Raw genomic sequence first — 15426 nt, forward strand, 5'->3', positions numbered from 1 at the left:
ATGGTAACTGTTAATTGAAGCAGACCACTCATGTATAAATTTGATATTCCAGCGCAATCCAACTCCATCATCAAGGTGATTGGTGTCGGTGGGGGCGGTTCCAATGCCGTGAACCACATGTTCAGCCAAGGCATTAAGGACGTGGAATTCGTGATTTGCAACACCGACAAGCAGGCCCTGCACAGCAGCACCGTGCCCAACAAGCTGCAAATCGGCGTGGACCTGACCGAGGGCCTTGGAGCCGGTGCTAACCCCGAGCGGGGCAAGCAGGCGGCCATCGAGAGCCGGGAGCAAATCCGGGAGCTGCTCAGCAACGGAACCAAGATGGTGTTCATCACGGCCGGTATGGGCGGTGGTACGGGCACGGGTGCCGCGCCCGTTATTGCCAAAGTGGCCAAGGAGCTAGGCATTCTGACCGTCGGAATAGTGACGGCGCCATTCCTGTTTGAGGGCAAGAAAAAGCGTCAGCAGGCCGAGCAGGGCATCAAGGAACTCAGCGACAACTGCGACACGGTTCTGGTTATTCTCAATGATAAGCTGCGCGAAATCTTCGGCAATCTGCCCATCCGCTCGGCCTTCGCCAAGGCGGATAATGTGCTGAGTACGGCCGCCAAGTCGATTGCCGAAATTATCACCGTCACGAGCGAGGTCAACGTGGACTTTGAAGACGTGAAAACGGTGATGAAGGACTCGGGTGCGGCCGTAATGGGCAGCAGCATCACTGAAGGCGAAAACCGCGCCCAGCGGGCCGCCGAGGAGGCCCTGGCTTCGCCGCTGCTCAACAACACCGACATCCATGGGGCGCAGAAAATCCTGCTCAGCATTATGTCGGGCGACCAGGCCGAGCTGGAAATGGACGAGCTGACCGAAATTACGGAGTACATCCAGGAAAAAGCTGGTCAGGACGCTGAGGTTATCTTCGGCCACGGCATCGACTCGACGCTGGGCCAGAGCATCCGTGTAACGGTTATTGCCACCGGCTTTGCCCGGGAGGCCCACAACATTACCACGGTGTACGCCATGGAGAAGCCGGAGCCGGCTTCCGCACCCGTACCCGACCCGCAGATCAACATCTTCGACCGGGACCGGCAGGAAGCTTCTACCGCCCCCATCGTGCCTTCGTTTAGCGCCCCGGCTCCCGTGGCCACCGCTACTCCGGAGCCGCCGAAGGTGACCTTCGACCTGGAAACGTCGCCCTACACAGGGTATGTGCCCCCAGTGGCAGCTCCTTCCACGCCAGCCCCCGAGCCCGTAGTTATTCACCAGCCCGCTCCGGTGCAGCAGCCGGCTCGTCCGTCGCTGGATGCCCGGGCTGAAGAGCGCCGTCGTCGCTTGGAAGGCCTGAGCAACGGCCTGACTAACGACGTCATCAAAGACCAGCTGGAGACTCCGGCTTATCTGCGGCGGCAGGTGAAGCTGGAGAATGTAGTGCCTTCAAACGAGCGTAATATCTCGCGCTTTAACTTGTCGGACGACAACGAATTGCTCGGCGACAACCGTTTTCTGCACGACAACGTGGATTAAACTGGCCGCCTTGCTGCCAACAAAAAAGCCACTCCGAGTCCCGGAGTGGCTTTTTTGTTGACTTAGGAGCTAGTAGCTCAGGAAATTAGCTATTTGACAGCGGCCGTGGAAGCGGAGTCCGGGCGGGAGGCGTTGATTGGGTCAGCAGACTCCCGGTCGGGCGACAGAGTACGACTGGCCGTGGAAGATGAAGCGGTGCATGCCGAGCACAAGGCCAGCAGCGCAATAAGCAATTTGCTTTTCATGAGGGTAAGGAGAGTGAATTGCCGGTTCTCGGCAACAGAGAAAGATACTGCACCACAGTACCTGGCCGCTAATACGGCTTGGCTGTCAGGAAGTTTGGGGAATCAGTTGCGGAGCAAAGATAGTGTGGTGCCATCTGGGTTCAACTACTTACCACTGCCGCTGTAACCGCTGGCCAGGAGCTAGGGCTTGAAAGGGTCGGAAAAGCGCTTATCCTGAATGAAGGTTGAATCGGTAAGAGTACGCAGAAAGGCAATGACCTGCTGTTTCTGGGTGGCATTCAGGCTAAGCTGGGTACCGTTGCGCTTGTTGGTGGCCGTAAGCAGGTTCAGGTCCAGGTTGGGGCTGTCTTTAGCCACATGGTCACTGTAATGGTCGAGCACCTGCTCCAGGGTCTGAAAACGGCCGTCGTGCATATAAGGCGCCGTCAGGGCAATGTTGCGCAGGGTAGGGGCCCGCATCTTGCCCCGGTCTGACTCCAGGCCGGTTACCATAAAGCGCCCGGCATCCTTGGGACTGGCGTCCAGGCCGTTGTTGAAGAAGGTGGTATTAGCTCCCAGGGTATAATCGGTAGAGGAAAACAGGCGGTTGCCCTCGTTGTGGCAGTGCATGCAGTCGGCACCGGCCACGGGAATAGTAGGGTCGGGATGATTGGAAAACAAAACCTTACCCTGAATTTCCTGGCTGCTGAGCTGGGCCTCGCCGCGCAGGTATTTGTCGTACTTGGAATTAGCTGAAATCAGCGTCCGCTCAAACTGAGCCAGAGCCTTCAGCACGTTTTCCTCCGTGATGGTGCGCGAGCCAAAGGCCTTGCGAAACAGGGGGGGATAAAGGTCTGTTTGTTGCAGCTTGCTAACGCCCGCGGCCAAGCTTTGGTGCAGCTCTACGGGGTTTTCGATGGGCTTTTGAGCCTGGGCTTCCAAGCTAACCGCGGCCCCATCCCAGTTCAGGGTGGGCTCCCAGAGAATATTGGCCAGCGACATTGCACCGCGGGTATTGGCCGCGCCATCGACGCCCCGAGCCAAGCCCAGGCCATCGGTAAAAGCCTTGCTCTGCTGGTGGCAGCTCCCGCACGACATGGTGTTGTTGCGCGAGAGTTTGGGCTCGTAAAACAGCATGCGGCCCAGGGCCACGCCTTCTTCGGTGAGCGGGTTACTGGCCGGAATCTTGACGTCCTGCGGAAACCCTTTGGGCAATACCAACTGATAAGGCGTCGTCACGACGGGGCTTTCCCCTTCGACCTCCGTTTCGGTTTCGGGCTTGCAAGCCGTTACCACAACCAGAAAAACGCCCGTAGCCAGCAGCCAGGAGCGTAAGCGAGTAGAAGTTAACACCCGAGGTAGAGTAGCGTTAGGGAAAAGTCCAAGATATTGATTTCTAGCGTAACCCAGCGCTTCCGGGAATGGTTTCGGGCCGGTAAATTCCCACTCGGCAGGCGTACCACTACCCGTGCCCTGGGGCTTTGCGTACCTTGGCTTCGTTTTCCTCACCTCGACGTTTGCCACATGCTTTTTCGGATGTTGTCCCGCCTGTGGGCTGAGTACCGCGCGCTTCTGTGGTTTAGCGGGCGTTGGCTGCTAATCAGTGCCATCGTTGGAGCTCTGGCAGGCACGGCCTCAGCGGGTTTCCTAGTGGCACTGGATTGGGTAACGGCTTGGCGGGAGGAGCACCCCTGGATCCTGGCCGGGCTGCCGCTGGGTGGGCTGCTGGTCGGGCTGCTGTATCACTATTGGGGCCGGTCGGTGGAAGCCGGCAACAACCTGCTGCTGGAGGAGATTCATGCGCCCCGGGCCGTTTTGCCCCTGCGCATGGTCCCGCTGGTGCTGGTCGGTACGCTGCTGACGCACTTGTTTGGCGGCTCGGCCGGGCGGGAAGGCACCGCCGTGCAGATGGGCGGCGCCTTGGCTGACCAACTCACGCGCTGGTTCCGCCTGCACCGCCGTGACCGGACTTTGCTGCTGATTGCGGGCATCAGCGCCGGGTTTGCTTCCGTGTTTGGTACGCCGCTGGCCGGAGCCGTTTTTGGACTGGAAGTGTTTCTGCTGGGCCGCCTGCGCTATGATGCCATCCTGCCCAGCTTTTTGGCGGCCGCCTGCGCCGACTGGGTTACGCGGGCTTGGGGAGTAGGGCATACAGCTTATCCGGTGCTGCTGGCTCCCCCTGGCTTTTCGTTGCTGAGCCTGGGCAGTGCCGCCGCCGCTGGCTTGGCTTTCGGACTAACGGCCCGCTTGTTTGCTGGTACTACGCACCGCATCAGCGCCTTTTTCAAGCACTGGCTGCCTTTTGCACCTTTGCGCCCTGTGCTGGGCGGCGTCGTGGTAGTGCTGCTGGTGTGGGGGCTGGGCGCCACGGATTATATCGGTTTGGGCGTGCCGGTCATCGTGCGGGCATTTGCTGAGCCGCTGCCGAGTTACGCCTTTGCCCTGAAAATCCTGCTGACAGCCCTGACGCTGGGGGCTGGCTTTAAGGGGGGCGAAGTCACGCCGCTGTTTTTTATTGGCGCAGCCCTAGGCAATGCGTTGGCGCCGCTGTTGCCGTTGCCCATGCCCTTGTTGGCGGGCATGGGCTTCGTGGCTGTGTTTGCCGGGGCGGCCAATACACCCCTGGCCTGCATCCTGATGGGCCTGGAGCTGTTTGGGCAGCAGGGAGGCCTGTACATTGCGCTAGCCTGCGTGGTGAGCTACCTGTTCTCCGGCCACCGCGGTATTTACGGTGCCCAGCAGGTAGGCCAGAGCAAGCATGGCTTATGGGCGCGGCATCAGGGCCGGCGGTTGCGCGACCTGCGTTAAGCGCCTGGCGTCCGGCCTTTCAGCAAATATTTGGTTTGCTTGAAGCTGTAACCTACCGCTATTACCATCCGACCGGCGCCGGCCGGATGGTCGGTGGTGACGGTATAAATGGGGAACTGGGCGCTGGTGTTCAGCGAAAAGTTCTTGTAGTAAATGTCGAGGCCGGGCCCCAGCAGCGCGTCGTTCATGGCGTGTTCGTAGGTGAGTTGCCCGTCCAGCATTTCGCCCTTGGTTTTCTCGTAGTAGAGCTGAGCCGAAGGATAGATTTGCCAGTTTGAGCCCAGGGCCACACGGTAAAACAGGTTGGCGAAGCTGGCGGTGCTGGGTGCCAGACTATTCTCAAACTGATTGCGGGTCGAGCGGCGGTAGCTGGAATTTAGGCTCAGGCCTACGTTGTGAAAGCTGCCGATGTAGTTTAGGTACAGGAAGCCGTCGGTGGTGCCGGTGCCGGGTTGGTTGAGCATGGAGTAGCGCTGCCCCCGCGGGTTGGTGCGCTGGTAGTCGCCGGTAGGCAGCTTGGCCCCGCCACCCACGATGAGTCGGCTTTGCACGCCCATCGTCTCAATGGCCCGAATCAGGTGGTAGCCGGCAAATACGGTGACGTCGCCCAGGCCCGCAGTGTTGAGCTGCCGCCCGTTGCTTTGGGACGTATTCATGACGTAGGGAACAAAGGCGTTCAGCTCCAGACGCTTGGCCAGAAAGTACTTGCCCCGTAGCTCCACTACCCGGTACGCTTCATAGTCGGTGGCGTCGCCCTGGTGGTTATGCTCGTAGCCCGTATCCTGGTTGGGGTGACTGGGCACAAAAGGCTGGACGCCCGCCGGAAAAAACTGGTGCGGCTGCCCCAGTTGCTGGTAGCCATTGAAGATTCGGTAGCGGTGCATCAGCGAAATGCCGCTTTGATTATCGTAGGGCGTAATACCCATAAAGCAGCCGCAGATGTCGCAGGCGCGGGCTGCCGGACTCAGTAGGCTCAAGAGAGCCAGAGTCAGATATAATTGTCTCATGATGATTTGACGATGAGGTTGTTGGTCGGCCGAGCGCGGTAACAAACGGCCGACTCGCTACGGTTTTTCCGACAGACGCTTGTCCGTCAGGAATTGCTCGTCGGTCAGCGTCTGCAGAAAAGCCAGCAGGTCGGTTTTTTCCTGGGCACTCAGAGGAATCCCAATGGTGCCGTCGGTTTGCAGCTGCGAATCGAGCGTGGGCGAAGGCTGCACGCCATGGTCATAATGGTCCAGTACCTGTTCCAGCGTCTGAAAGCGCCCGTCGTGCATGTAGGGTGCCGTGCGAAACACGTTGCGCAGGGAAGGCACTTTGAACTTGCCCCGGTCGGTGGCCAGCTGGGTGATGCGTGCCCGGCCCGAGTCGGCCGCAAATGTCCGGTCCAGCCCGTTGTTACGGTAGGAATTGTCAGTAAACAAGTCCGTGCTGTGGCAGGGCGTGCATTTCTGGGTCAGTACGGCTAGGCCCCGAAGCTCAACCGGCGTCAGCGTGCCGCCACTCTCGTGGCGCACGTAGTGGTCGTAGCGCGAGTTGGCCGACGTCAGGGACGCCGTAAATTGCGCCAGTGCCCGCAGCAGCTGGTAGGAGTCAATGGGTTTGGAGCCAAATACAACGGCGAAGCGCTGTGGGTACGAAGCATCCGCGTTGAGCTTACGAACCACGTTTTCCATCGTCTCGTCCATCTCGTGCGCATCGGTCAGGGGCGCCACAGGCATGGTTTCGAGGTGATTGGAGCCGCCGTCCCAGAGAAACGTGCGCTGCCAGCGCAGATTCTGCAGGGCCGGAGCATTGCGCGTACCCAGCAGCCCGTCGATGCCGTGGCTCAGGGTGTGGCCGGCGTGGGCAAAGGCCACAAACTGCTGGTGGCAGCTACCGCAGGAGATGGTACCGTCGCGGGAAAGGCGGGGGTCGTAAAACAGGGTCCGACCCAGCTCAAAACCGGCTTTAGTTGGTGGGTTTTGGTCTAAACCGTACACCGGAGCCGGAAAATTGGCGGGTAATACGCTGCCGGGTATCGTTTCGGGGGCCACCTCCACCTCGGACTGACAGCCCGCTACCAGCAGTGCTGCTAGCCCCACGGCCAGCAGCACCCTGGGAGTGCGTTGCGTCGTCATCTGTCGCCTTAGTTGGCGTGAATATGATCCACGCGGAACATACCGGCCGCGTAGTTATCCGCTATTTTGACCGCGGCAGCTCCCGGCATGTGGGCCGTGCTGAAGGTGGCAAACCGGACCTCGGTGGGGCCGGTCAGAATCTTCATCACATCCACTTTCAGATGCATTTCGGGCGCGTGGTCGGCCCGAATGAGGAGCTTAGAGCCGGTAGGGAAGGCTGGTGAAACGGTTCGAATGGCGTTGTTCACGCCCTCAAAGCCCCCAACATGGTATGTAAAGGCTCCCGAGCCAGCTTCCGGCGACCGGCCTTCCAGCTTCAGAAAAATGTAGCCCGTGTTCCAGCTCCAGAACATGTCGCTCGGGGCCAGGGCTCCCTGCTGGGCTCCGGCCGTGTTGCGGGCCGCGTCGACGCCGATGGTGAAGGTAATACCCGTGTAGTCACCGGCTGGGACGTTTTCCAGGGTCAGCACTTTCGACTCGGTGCGGGCGGCATCCACCAAGTAGTAGCTCTCGGGCTGAGCGTATTCGCTGCCGTCTTCCTTGCGCAACCGGATATTGGAAATGTAGTAGCGCAGCGTGCTCACCGAGAAATGGTCGCCGCTGGGAGTGGTATAATTCGGCGTAGTGGCGTTCATTACCAAGGTGCTGGAGCCCACTACGTGGTCCATCTCAAGGGCAAGTTTGCCTACCTGGGGTTCGGCGTCGGCGTCTTTTTTGCAGCCGCTGAAGGAAAAGGCCAGGAGGGAAAGGGCCAGGAAAAGCTGGGGAAATTTCATCTTCGAAAAAACAGGAGTAAAACCAAATAGGCAGCACGAAGCATTCCCGGATGGGAGCAATGGCAGCCAAGCCCGGCTACTAGCGAAGCAGCCGGCTACGTTGGAATTAAGCCCGGAATGACGGAGGATGAAAAATGCTGTGCGCGGGCGTAAAGCAGTACGGCGCGCTGGAACTGCGCCCAAATAGGGCAGGTGCCGCCGGTACAGCAGCCGGGGCAGATAAAAGAGCCCGCACGGGTAGCAAGGCGTCGTACTTCACTTTCGCAAAGCCGCCGGCGGGCGCCTTGCTTTCGGCCGATTCGGCTTTGCGCAGCTTTTTGGCCAGGTGGCACTTGCCGTTACACTGGAGCTTGGGCTTGTCCTTATTGACGCAGAACAGCTCGGTAATTCGCTCCTTGTGCAGCTGATAATCCATTACCACCAGCTCCCGACTGAAAGTCTGGAGCAAAATCAGGGTGGTAAGAAGATAAGCCAGCGTACGTGCCACAGGGAGGAGTTGGTACCACTAAGAATACCAAATATACACGGGCAGCTCGAAAAACAGTTCGGCCAGCCAGCGCAAATGTATTTAGGAAGCCACCAATTGCTCGGCCTGTTCTTTCAGGAGCTGCAGATACAGCGAATTGTCGAGCTCACCGTTGCTGAGCAAATACTTGTCGAGGCTGGGCAGACGAACCCGGGCCGGCAGTACCAGCGTGCCCAGATACATCAGGATATCGGTCAGGTGGCTTAAGGCCAGCAGGCCGCCCTGGGTACCGGCACTCAGGCCCACCAGCGCCGCCCGCTTACCCCGGATGCCGCCCGGATAGGGCAATCCGTCGATGAAAGATTTGAGCACGCCGGGAATTGAGCAGTTGTATTCAGGCACAATAAAGACCAGCTTATCGGCCGACTCCGCCTGTCGCACCAGCTTGTTGAACTGCTCGTGCTTGCCGGTATTCTCGTACAGAGCCGAGGTAATGAAGTCGCCGGGCAGGTCGGCCAAATCCAGGATCTGGTATTCAGCGCCCATATCCTCAAGCAGGGCCGCGTAGATGTTGGCGACGCGACGGGCGCGGGAGGCCGGCCGATTGGTACCGGCAATAATAGTAATCATGCGAAAGCAGGCGAGTAGAAAGGCGGAGCAAAACGGTAGCTGAACCGCTAAACTAGTGCAGTAAGCCAGAACCACCCCAGAATGTTACTTCGTGGAACCAATAAATTGGCTTGGGGGCAAAAAGAAAAGCGCGAAACGAGGATTCGTTTCGCGCTTTCAGAATAGGATTGCCGCAGTTTACGCCAGATTGTTCGACGTTGCTTTGGCCGACAGAAACTCGCGGTTCAGGATGGCAATGTTTTCCAGCGAGATGCCCACGGGGCATTCGGCGGCACAGGAGCCAATGTTGGAGCAGGCGCCAAAGCCTTCCTTGTCCATCTGGGCCACCATGTTTTCCACGCGGGTTTTGCGCTCTACCTGACCCTGAGGCAGCAAAGCCAGCTGGGATACTTTGGCCGAAACGAACAGCATAGCCGAAGCATTCTTGCAGGCCGCAACGCAGGCACCGCACCCAATGCAGGTAGCTGCTTCGAAGGCTCGGTCAGCAATGTCCTTGGGCACCGGAATTTCGTTGCCGTCGGGTACGCCACCGGTATTTACGCTGATATAACCACCCGCCTGAATAATCCGGTCGAAGGCCGAGCGGTCTACGCTGAGGTCTTTGTTGACGGGGAAGGCGTTAGCGCGCCAGGGCTCGATAGTGATGGTATCGCCGTCCGAGAACTTGCGCATGTGCAGCTGGCAGGTAGTCGTGCCGGCTTCCGGACCGTGGGCCCGGCCATTGATGAACAGGTTACACGAGCCGCAGATACCTTCGCGGCAGTCGTGGTCAAAGGCTACCGGATCATCGCCGCGACGCAGCAGATCCTCATTGAGTACGTCCAGCATCTCCAGGAACGACATCTCGGGGGAAATGTCCTTTACCTGGTAATCTACAATTTGGCCTTGGGCGTTGCGGTTTTTCTGCCGCCACACCTTCAGCGTGAGATTCATTGGTTTGGCATTCGGGTTACTTCCAGCCATTTTATTTCTGAATTATGAATTATGAATTGAAAATTATGAATTGAAGTCAGGAAGCGGAAAGGGGAGCTATGGGAGGCTGGTCCCATTCCACTTCCTGATTTCTAATCCATAATTCAGTTTTACTTATAGCTGCGCTGGGTCAGCTTCACGTTCTCGAACTGCAGGTCTTCCTTGTTCAGGATTTCCGGCTGGTTGTCGCCCGTGTACTGCCAAGCGGCCACGTAGGCGTACTCGTCGTCGTTACGCAGGGCCTCACCTTCCGGCGTCTGGTATTCCTCGCGGAAGTGGCCGCCGCAGCTTTCGTTGCGGTTCAGCGCGTCATCAACCATCAACTCGCCCAGCTCCAGGAAGTCGGCTACGCGGCCGGCTTTTTCCAGGGACTGGTTTAGCTCCTCATTGGTGCCTACCAATTTCAGGTCACTCCAGAACTCCTTGCGCAGTTTCTGAATCTCCTGTTTGGCGTGCTGCAGACCTTGGGCATTGCGGGCCATGCCGCAATATTCCCACATGATGTGCCCCAATTGCTTATGGAAGTCGTCGGGGGTGCGGGTGCCGTTGATGCTCAGGAATTTCTGAATCCGGGCCCGCACTTCGGCTTCGGCTTCCGCAAAGGCCGGATGCTCGGTCGTAACCGGCGTCGGCGGCGTGTTAGCCAAGTAGTCGCCAATGGTGTAGGGAATCACAAAGTACCCGTCGGCCAAACCCTGCATCAGGGCGGAGGCCCCGAGGCGGTTGGCGCCGTGGTCGGAGAAGTTGCATTCGCCGGTAGCGTAGAGGCCAGGCACCGTGGTCTGCAGGTTGTAGTCTACCCAGAGGCCGCCCATCGTGTAGTGTACGGCTGGGTAAATGCGCATGGGCTCCTCGTAGGGGTTTTCGCCGGTAATCTTGGCGTACATATCGAAGAGGTTGCCGTACTTCTGGCTTACCCAGTCGGCACCGTTGCGCTTGATGGCGTCGGCGAAGTCGAGGTATACGGCCAAGCCGCTGCTACCTACACCCCGGCCTTCGTCGCACATCATTTTGGCGTTGCGCGAAGCTACATCTCGGGGTACCAGGTTACCGAAAGCGGGATATTTCCGCTCCAGGAAGTAGTCCCGGTCTTCCTCCCGGATATCACCTACGCGGATTTCACCTTTCCGCAGGCGTTCCGCCGTGGCTTTCTCTTTGGGAACCCACACCCGGCCGTCGTTACGCAGCGACTCCGACATGAGCGTCAGCTTCGACTGGTAGTCGCCCGATACCGGGATACAGGTGGGGTGAATCTGCGTGAAGCAGGGGTTGGCAAAGTAGGCGCCCTTCTTGTGGGCCCGCCACGCAGCCGTAGCATTGGAGTACTTCGCATTGGTGCTCAGGTAGAATACGTTGCCGTAGCCACCCGTAGCCAACACCACCGCGTGCGCCGAGTGCTGCTGAATCTCGCCCGAAATCAGGTTGCGCGTGATGATGCCGCGAGCCTTGCCGTCGACCACCACCACATCCAGCATTTCGGACCGGGTATATAGCTTGACCTTACCGTAGGCTACCTGCCGGCTCAGGGCCGAGTAAGCACCCAGCAAGAGCTGCTGTCCGGTCTGGCCGCGGGCGTAGAACGTGCGGCTTACCTGGGCACCACCGAAAGAGCGGTTGGCCAGCAAGCCACCGTATTCGCGGGCGAAAGGCACGCCCTGCGCCACGCACTGGTCGATAATGTTAACCGACACCTGAGCCAACCGGTACACGTTGGCTTCCCGGGCGCGGTAGTCGCCCCCTTTCACGGTGTCGTAGAACAAACGGTAGATGGAGTCCCCGTCGTTCTGGTAGTTTTTGGCGGCATTGATACCACCCTGCGCGGCAATAGAGTGGGCGCGGCGGGGCGAGTCATGGAAGGTGAAGGCCTTCACGTTGTAGCCCAGCTCAGCCAGCGAAGCTGCGGCAGAAGCCCCAGCCAGGCCGGTGCCTACTACGATGATGTCGTACTTCCGCTTGTTGGCGGGGTTAACGAGCTTGACGTTGAACTTATGCTTTTCCCACTTCTCGGCTATTGGCCCTCGGGAATTTTGGAATCCAGAATCATCGGAATGGTCGAGGTTAGGATTTATTTGAAAAAGTAGAAGTACAAGGGCATAACCGCAAAACCGGCCGAAACGAGGACCGAGAAGGCATAGCCCACGAACTTGATGGCCGGCGTATACTTGCGGTGATTCAGACCCAGGGTCTGGAAAGCACTGCGGAAGCCGTGAATCAGGTGGTAACCCAGGGCAATCTGGGCTGCAACGTACAGAATTACATACCAGAGCTGCTTGAAGGAAGTAGCTACCAGCGTGTAAAGGTCGTCGTTGTTGTTGATGTCCGGGTCCAGCTCGCCGAAGCGTGCCCGGTAGAAGAAGTTATATAAGTGCACCAACAAGAAAATCAGGATGATGGTGCCCAGCAAACCCATGTTGCGCGACTGCCAGGGGCTATTCTGCTCAGCGTGGTTGCTGGCGTAGTTGCTGCCTCGGGCCGTCTTGTTGCGCTGCGTCAGCACGATGGACTCGTAGATGTGAAAGCCGAAGCCGAGGACCAACACCCATTCGACGGTGCGAATCAGCGGATTGGTACCCATGAAGTGCGAGTAAACATTGAAGGCCTGCCCACCATCATCTTTGAACAACTGCAAGTTGCCGATGAGGTGAACAACCAAAAAAGAGCACAGAAACAGGCCGGTGATGGCCATGATAATCTTGCGGCCAATGCTACTGGAAAACGTTTTACTGATCCAACTCATAGGAGCTACTGGTGGTTTTGAAACGGTCGGTTGTATCGGTCAAAGGTACATGCCGACCATGTACTAAACAATCCGAATTAGCGTTAACTGGGGTGGTGAATCAATCTTGGACTAAAGCCGTTAGAGAGTTTCATCATAGGAGCAACCCGGGTAACCTCTTTTTTGTTAGGATTCTACCAGGCTTTTCTCGACCTTCTTTTTTATCTCAGCTTACTAATCGTTTCATTCTATGAACCTTTCTTTACCGCGGAGTGCCGGTAAGTGGGTATTAGTGCTGGTGGCCAGCGTGCTAAGCCTGTTTGGGCTGCACTCTACGGCCCAGGCATCCCACATTCGGGCTGGTGATATTCAGGCGAAAAGCGACACCACTTATCCGTTTGGAGATAAGCGCAACAATCCGCGCCGCATCTTCTTCAAGATGGTGACTTACACCGACTTTAGAGATACCAATGTCGACGAGCCCTTTGTTACTATCTTTTATGGGGATGGTACCAGCAGCGGCCTGCGCGGGGTGCCGCGCTTCAGCAAAACTCAGGTTACCGAGGATACCTACCGCAACGTGTACTACTTCGAGCACACCTACAATGCGGATCGCAGCTACACGGTAAGCTACATCGGGGAAAACCGGAAAACCGGGGTGCAGAACATGACCGAGTCGGAAAACCAGACGTTCTACATCGCCACGCGCATTACCATAGACCCCGGTATTGGCATCAATCGCTCACCGGTGCTCAATGCTCCCGCCATTGATAAAGCGAGCTTCGAGCAGGTCTTTTTGCACAATCCTGCCGCCTCGGATGCCGACGGTGACTCACTCTCGTATGAGCTTCTGGTAAGTCAGCAATCCAGCCTGATTCAGACGGCTCTTGACAATAACAATACGCCGAATCCGCGGCCGACCACCGGGTTTGTGTTTCCCAACCTGGTGTCGCCTCCCGGTACCCGCGTGCCTTATCTGAATGAGCCCACCGGGCCGGGCGCCATCTTCCGGATTGACGTCCGCAATGGGCAGATGGTCTGGAACTCGCCCAGCCGCTTGGGAGACTTCAACGTGGCGCTGATTGTGCGGGAATGGCGCCGCACCGAGTTTGGTATCCGTGAAATTGGCAGCGTTATCCGCGACATGCAGATTCAGGTGCGGGCTACCAACAACAAGCGGCCTACGGTAAATATTCCGGCGGATATCTGCGTGGTAGCTGGGGTGCAGGTACGCAAAAGAATTACGGCCACCGACCCCGATAACGACAAGGTATTGATTGAGGCCTTTAGCGGCCTGATTGGTCGCCGAGTGGCCCCGGCCACCTTCGTGCAAACAAACCAGGGTCCTAACCCGGTAGCGCAGGGTATTTTCCGCTGGACGCCGGAGTGTGCTGACGTGGCGGCTCAACCGTATCAGGTTGTTTTTAAGGCTACTGACCAGCCCAAACCCGGCGAAACGGCCCTAATTGATGAGAAGGTTTTGCGGATCAAGGTTGTTGGGCCTCGACCGGACAACGTGCGGGCTAGGCAAAATCAGAACAATGTGCTACTGACCTGGGACCGGTACGCGTGTCAGAATGCTACGCGCTTGTTGATCTTCCGTAAGGAAGGCTGCACGACTACCCCGACTGATACCTGTCAGACTGGTATTCCGCCCGGTTCGGGATACGAGCAGATTGCTGAGCTTAAAGATGTGACGTTGCAGTCTTACCTCGACAACGGTACCATTTCAAAGCTGCAGCGCGGCCGCACCTACAGCTACCGGATTTACGCCGAGTTCCCACTGCCCGCTGGTGGGGCTAGCTTGGCGTCCCTGGAAGCCTGTGTAACGCTTGAGGGGCGGGCTGCTGTGCTGACCAACGTTACTATTGACAAAACTGACCGCACTAGCGGGGTAGTAACAGTTCGTTGGACCCAGCCCACGGGTACCGGAGGCTTCGTGGATCCAGGATACCGACTGTACCGCGGGCAGGGGCAGAATGCTTCCAGAGCTCAGTCCAAACTGGTGAAAACCACGAGCGACCTTTCGGATACGGAGTTTGTAGATAGGGGCCGCAATACGCTGGACAGCACCTTCACGTATCACCTGGAATTCTTCCGGAAAGACCCCTCGGGTGCCACTGCTCCTCCCTTAGTAGAAACCTCTGGCCCGGCTTCTACTGTGCGCCTGGCAGGTTCGGCTAATGCCGAAGGCCGGCAAGTAACGCTGACCTGGACCTTTAATGTGCCGTGGAAAAACACGGAACCGGGCTTTTATACTGCCATCTACCGGCGCAGCCCGGGCAGTTCTGCCTTCGTCCTGCTCGATTCGGTACAGCAGACAACCACCTACACGGATACCGGCGCCAAGCTGGCCCTGGTACCGGGTGCACAGTACTATTATTACGTACGCACCATCGGTACCTATAATGACCCCCAGGTGCCTCCCCGGTTGAAAAACCTGAGTCAGGAACTACCAGTGCTGCTGGTGCCCACACCCTGCCGCCCCGTAGTGACTATCAAGAGTGACTGTGAGGAGCTGAAAAAGCGGGTGTTGAACCGCCCAGGCTACTTCCCAGCTGCTGGCGAAACGTATACCAATGAGCTAAGCTGGACGCTGGATTCCAACAGTCCACAGGGCTGCAGCACAAACATTGCCTATTACCGGATCTTCTACCGGGCTTCCGGGGAAACCAACTACGTGCTGGTCGACTCGACCCGTGGCCCGGAAATGACCTACTCGCACCGAGGGTTGAAAGAGCAGGCAGCTTGTTATCAGGTGCAGGCTGTGGGTAGTCTGGGAAATCGGCGTAGCGAGTTGAGTGAAGAGAAGTGCGTCGACAACTGTGTCGTCTTCGAACTGCCCAACATCTTCACGCCCAATGGTGACGGTATCAATGACACGTTCCGTCCCCGGGTAGCTTCGCCCTTGCGTAAAGTCCGCTTCCAGGCCTTCAACCGCTGGGGCGTGAAAGTATTCGAGGGAGAAAATGACCCCAACATCAACTGGACCGGCAATGCTACGTCCGGCGAGCGGGGCAAAGGCGTACAGGTACCCGACGGCGTGTACTACTACCTGGCCGAAGTGGAGTTTGCAGATGCCAACTCGACCAAGATTACGTATAAAGGCTGGGTCGAAATAACGCACTAGCGTAATTTGCTCCGGCAAAAAAACCCGCTTCCAAGCTTGGAAGCGGGTTTTTTTATTCCT

General features: G+C 57.9%; 11 protein-coding genes and 1 pseudogene. 3 read left to right on the top strand and 9 right to left on the bottom strand.

What is annotated here, in order from left to right; all coding sequences use genetic code 11:
- Positions 1-30 precede the first annotated feature (30 nt).
- Entirely contained in the window at positions 31-1524 is a 1494-nt protein-coding gene (gene ftsZ, locus MUN80_RS12290) for a cell division protein FtsZ (RefSeq protein WP_244724447.1), read from the top strand.
- A 425-nt stretch (positions 1525-1949) separates the two neighbouring features.
- On the opposite strand, the gene MUN80_RS12295 is transcribed toward ftsZ, so the two are convergent.
- Positions 1950-3101 carry a cytochrome-c peroxidase gene (locus tag MUN80_RS12295; protein ID WP_244724450.1) on the bottom strand — a complete coding sequence of 384 codons (1152 nt, stop codon included), beginning with the start codon at positions 3099-3101 and terminating at the stop codon, positions 1950-1952.
- Between the two features lie 297 nt (positions 3102-3398).
- Here MUN80_RS12295 and MUN80_RS12300 point away from each other — a divergent pair, with 297 nt between their 5' ends.
- Positions 3399-4556 (top strand): chloride channel protein, encoded by a 1158-nt coding sequence (locus MUN80_RS12300; protein WP_244724452.1) that lies wholly within the window; start codon positions 3399-3401, stop codon positions 4554-4556.
- On the opposite strand, the gene MUN80_RS12305 is transcribed toward MUN80_RS12300, so the two are convergent.
- From MUN80_RS12305 to MUN80_RS12340, 8 genes and pseudogenes are all read right to left on the bottom strand, one after another.
- On the bottom strand, positions 4553-5563 hold the full coding sequence (locus tag MUN80_RS12305; RefSeq protein ID WP_244724455.1) for a transporter: 1011 nt from the start codon (positions 5561-5563) through the stop codon (positions 4553-4555). The genes MUN80_RS12300 and MUN80_RS12305 overlap by 4 nt on opposite strands.
- Positions 5564-5620: 57 nt before the next feature.
- Entirely contained in the window at positions 5621-6676 is a 1056-nt protein-coding gene (locus MUN80_RS12310) for a cytochrome-c peroxidase (RefSeq protein ID WP_244724457.1), read from the bottom strand.
- Between the two features lie 8 nt (positions 6677-6684).
- Entirely contained in the window at positions 6685-7452 is a 768-nt protein-coding gene (locus MUN80_RS12315) for an MbnP family protein (protein WP_244724460.1), read from the bottom strand.
- A gap of 106 nt (positions 7453-7558) precedes the next feature.
- Complete coding sequence (locus MUN80_RS12320) at positions 7559-7939, bottom strand: hypothetical protein (protein WP_244724462.1); 381 nt, start codon at positions 7937-7939, stop codon at positions 7559-7561.
- An 81-nt stretch (positions 7940-8020) separates the two neighbouring features.
- Positions 8021-8548 (bottom strand): NADPH-dependent FMN reductase, encoded by a 528-nt coding sequence (locus MUN80_RS12325; RefSeq protein ID WP_244724464.1) that lies wholly within the window; start codon positions 8546-8548, stop codon positions 8021-8023.
- Positions 8549-8725: 177 nt separating this feature from the next.
- Positions 8726-9481 carry a succinate dehydrogenase/fumarate reductase iron-sulfur subunit gene (locus tag MUN80_RS12330; RefSeq protein WP_244724467.1) on the bottom strand — a complete coding sequence of 252 codons (756 nt, stop codon included), beginning with the start codon at positions 9479-9481 and terminating at the stop codon, positions 8726-8728.
- Between the two features lie 149 nt (positions 9482-9630).
- Positions 9631-11564: pseudogene (locus tag MUN80_RS12335) on the bottom strand (fumarate reductase/succinate dehydrogenase flavoprotein subunit).
- A 21-nt stretch (positions 11565-11585) separates the two neighbouring features.
- Complete coding sequence (locus MUN80_RS12340) at positions 11586-12257, bottom strand: succinate dehydrogenase cytochrome b subunit (protein ID WP_244724470.1); 672 nt, start codon at positions 12255-12257, stop codon at positions 11586-11588.
- Positions 12258-12486: 229 nt separating this feature from the next.
- Between MUN80_RS12340 and MUN80_RS12345 the strand changes: the two genes are divergently transcribed.
- Complete coding sequence (locus MUN80_RS12345; RefSeq protein WP_244724473.1) at positions 12487-15366, top strand: T9SS type B sorting domain-containing protein; 2880 nt, start codon at positions 12487-12489, stop codon at positions 15364-15366.
- The last annotated feature ends 60 nt before the right edge of the window (positions 15367-15426 follow it).

Origin of the sequence: Hymenobacter cellulosivorans (assembly GCF_022919135.1) — a bacterium.
Lineage (GTDB): Bacteria > Bacteroidota > Bacteroidia > Cytophagales > Hymenobacteraceae > Hymenobacter > Hymenobacter cellulosivorans.

Coding starts and splice junctions, on each gene's coding strand:
- ftsZ (WP_244724447.1), top strand. CDS start 31: ATGTATAAATTTGATATTCCAGCGCAATCCAACTCCATCATCAAGGTG.
- MUN80_RS12305 (WP_244724455.1), bottom strand. CDS start 5,563: ATGAGACAATTATATCTGACTCTGGCTCTCTTGAGCCTACTGAGTCCG.
- MUN80_RS12310 (WP_244724457.1), bottom strand. CDS start 6,676: ATGACGACGCAACGCACTCCCAGGGTGCTGCTGGCCGTGGGGCTAGCA.
- MUN80_RS12315 (WP_244724460.1), bottom strand. CDS start 7,452: ATGAAATTTCCCCAGCTTTTCCTGGCCCTTTCCCTCCTGGCCTTTTCC.
- MUN80_RS12325 (WP_244724464.1), bottom strand. CDS start 8,548: ATGATTACTATTATTGCCGGTACCAATCGGCCGGCCTCCCGCGCCCGT.
- MUN80_RS12330 (WP_244724467.1), bottom strand. CDS start 9,481: ATGAATCTCACGCTGAAGGTGTGGCGGCAGAAAAACCGCAACGCCCAA.
- MUN80_RS12340 (WP_244724470.1), bottom strand. CDS start 12,257: ATGAGTTGGATCAGTAAAACGTTTTCCAGTAGCATTGGCCGCAAGATT.
- MUN80_RS12345 (WP_244724473.1), top strand. CDS start 12,487: ATGAACCTTTCTTTACCGCGGAGTGCCGGTAAGTGGGTATTAGTGCTG.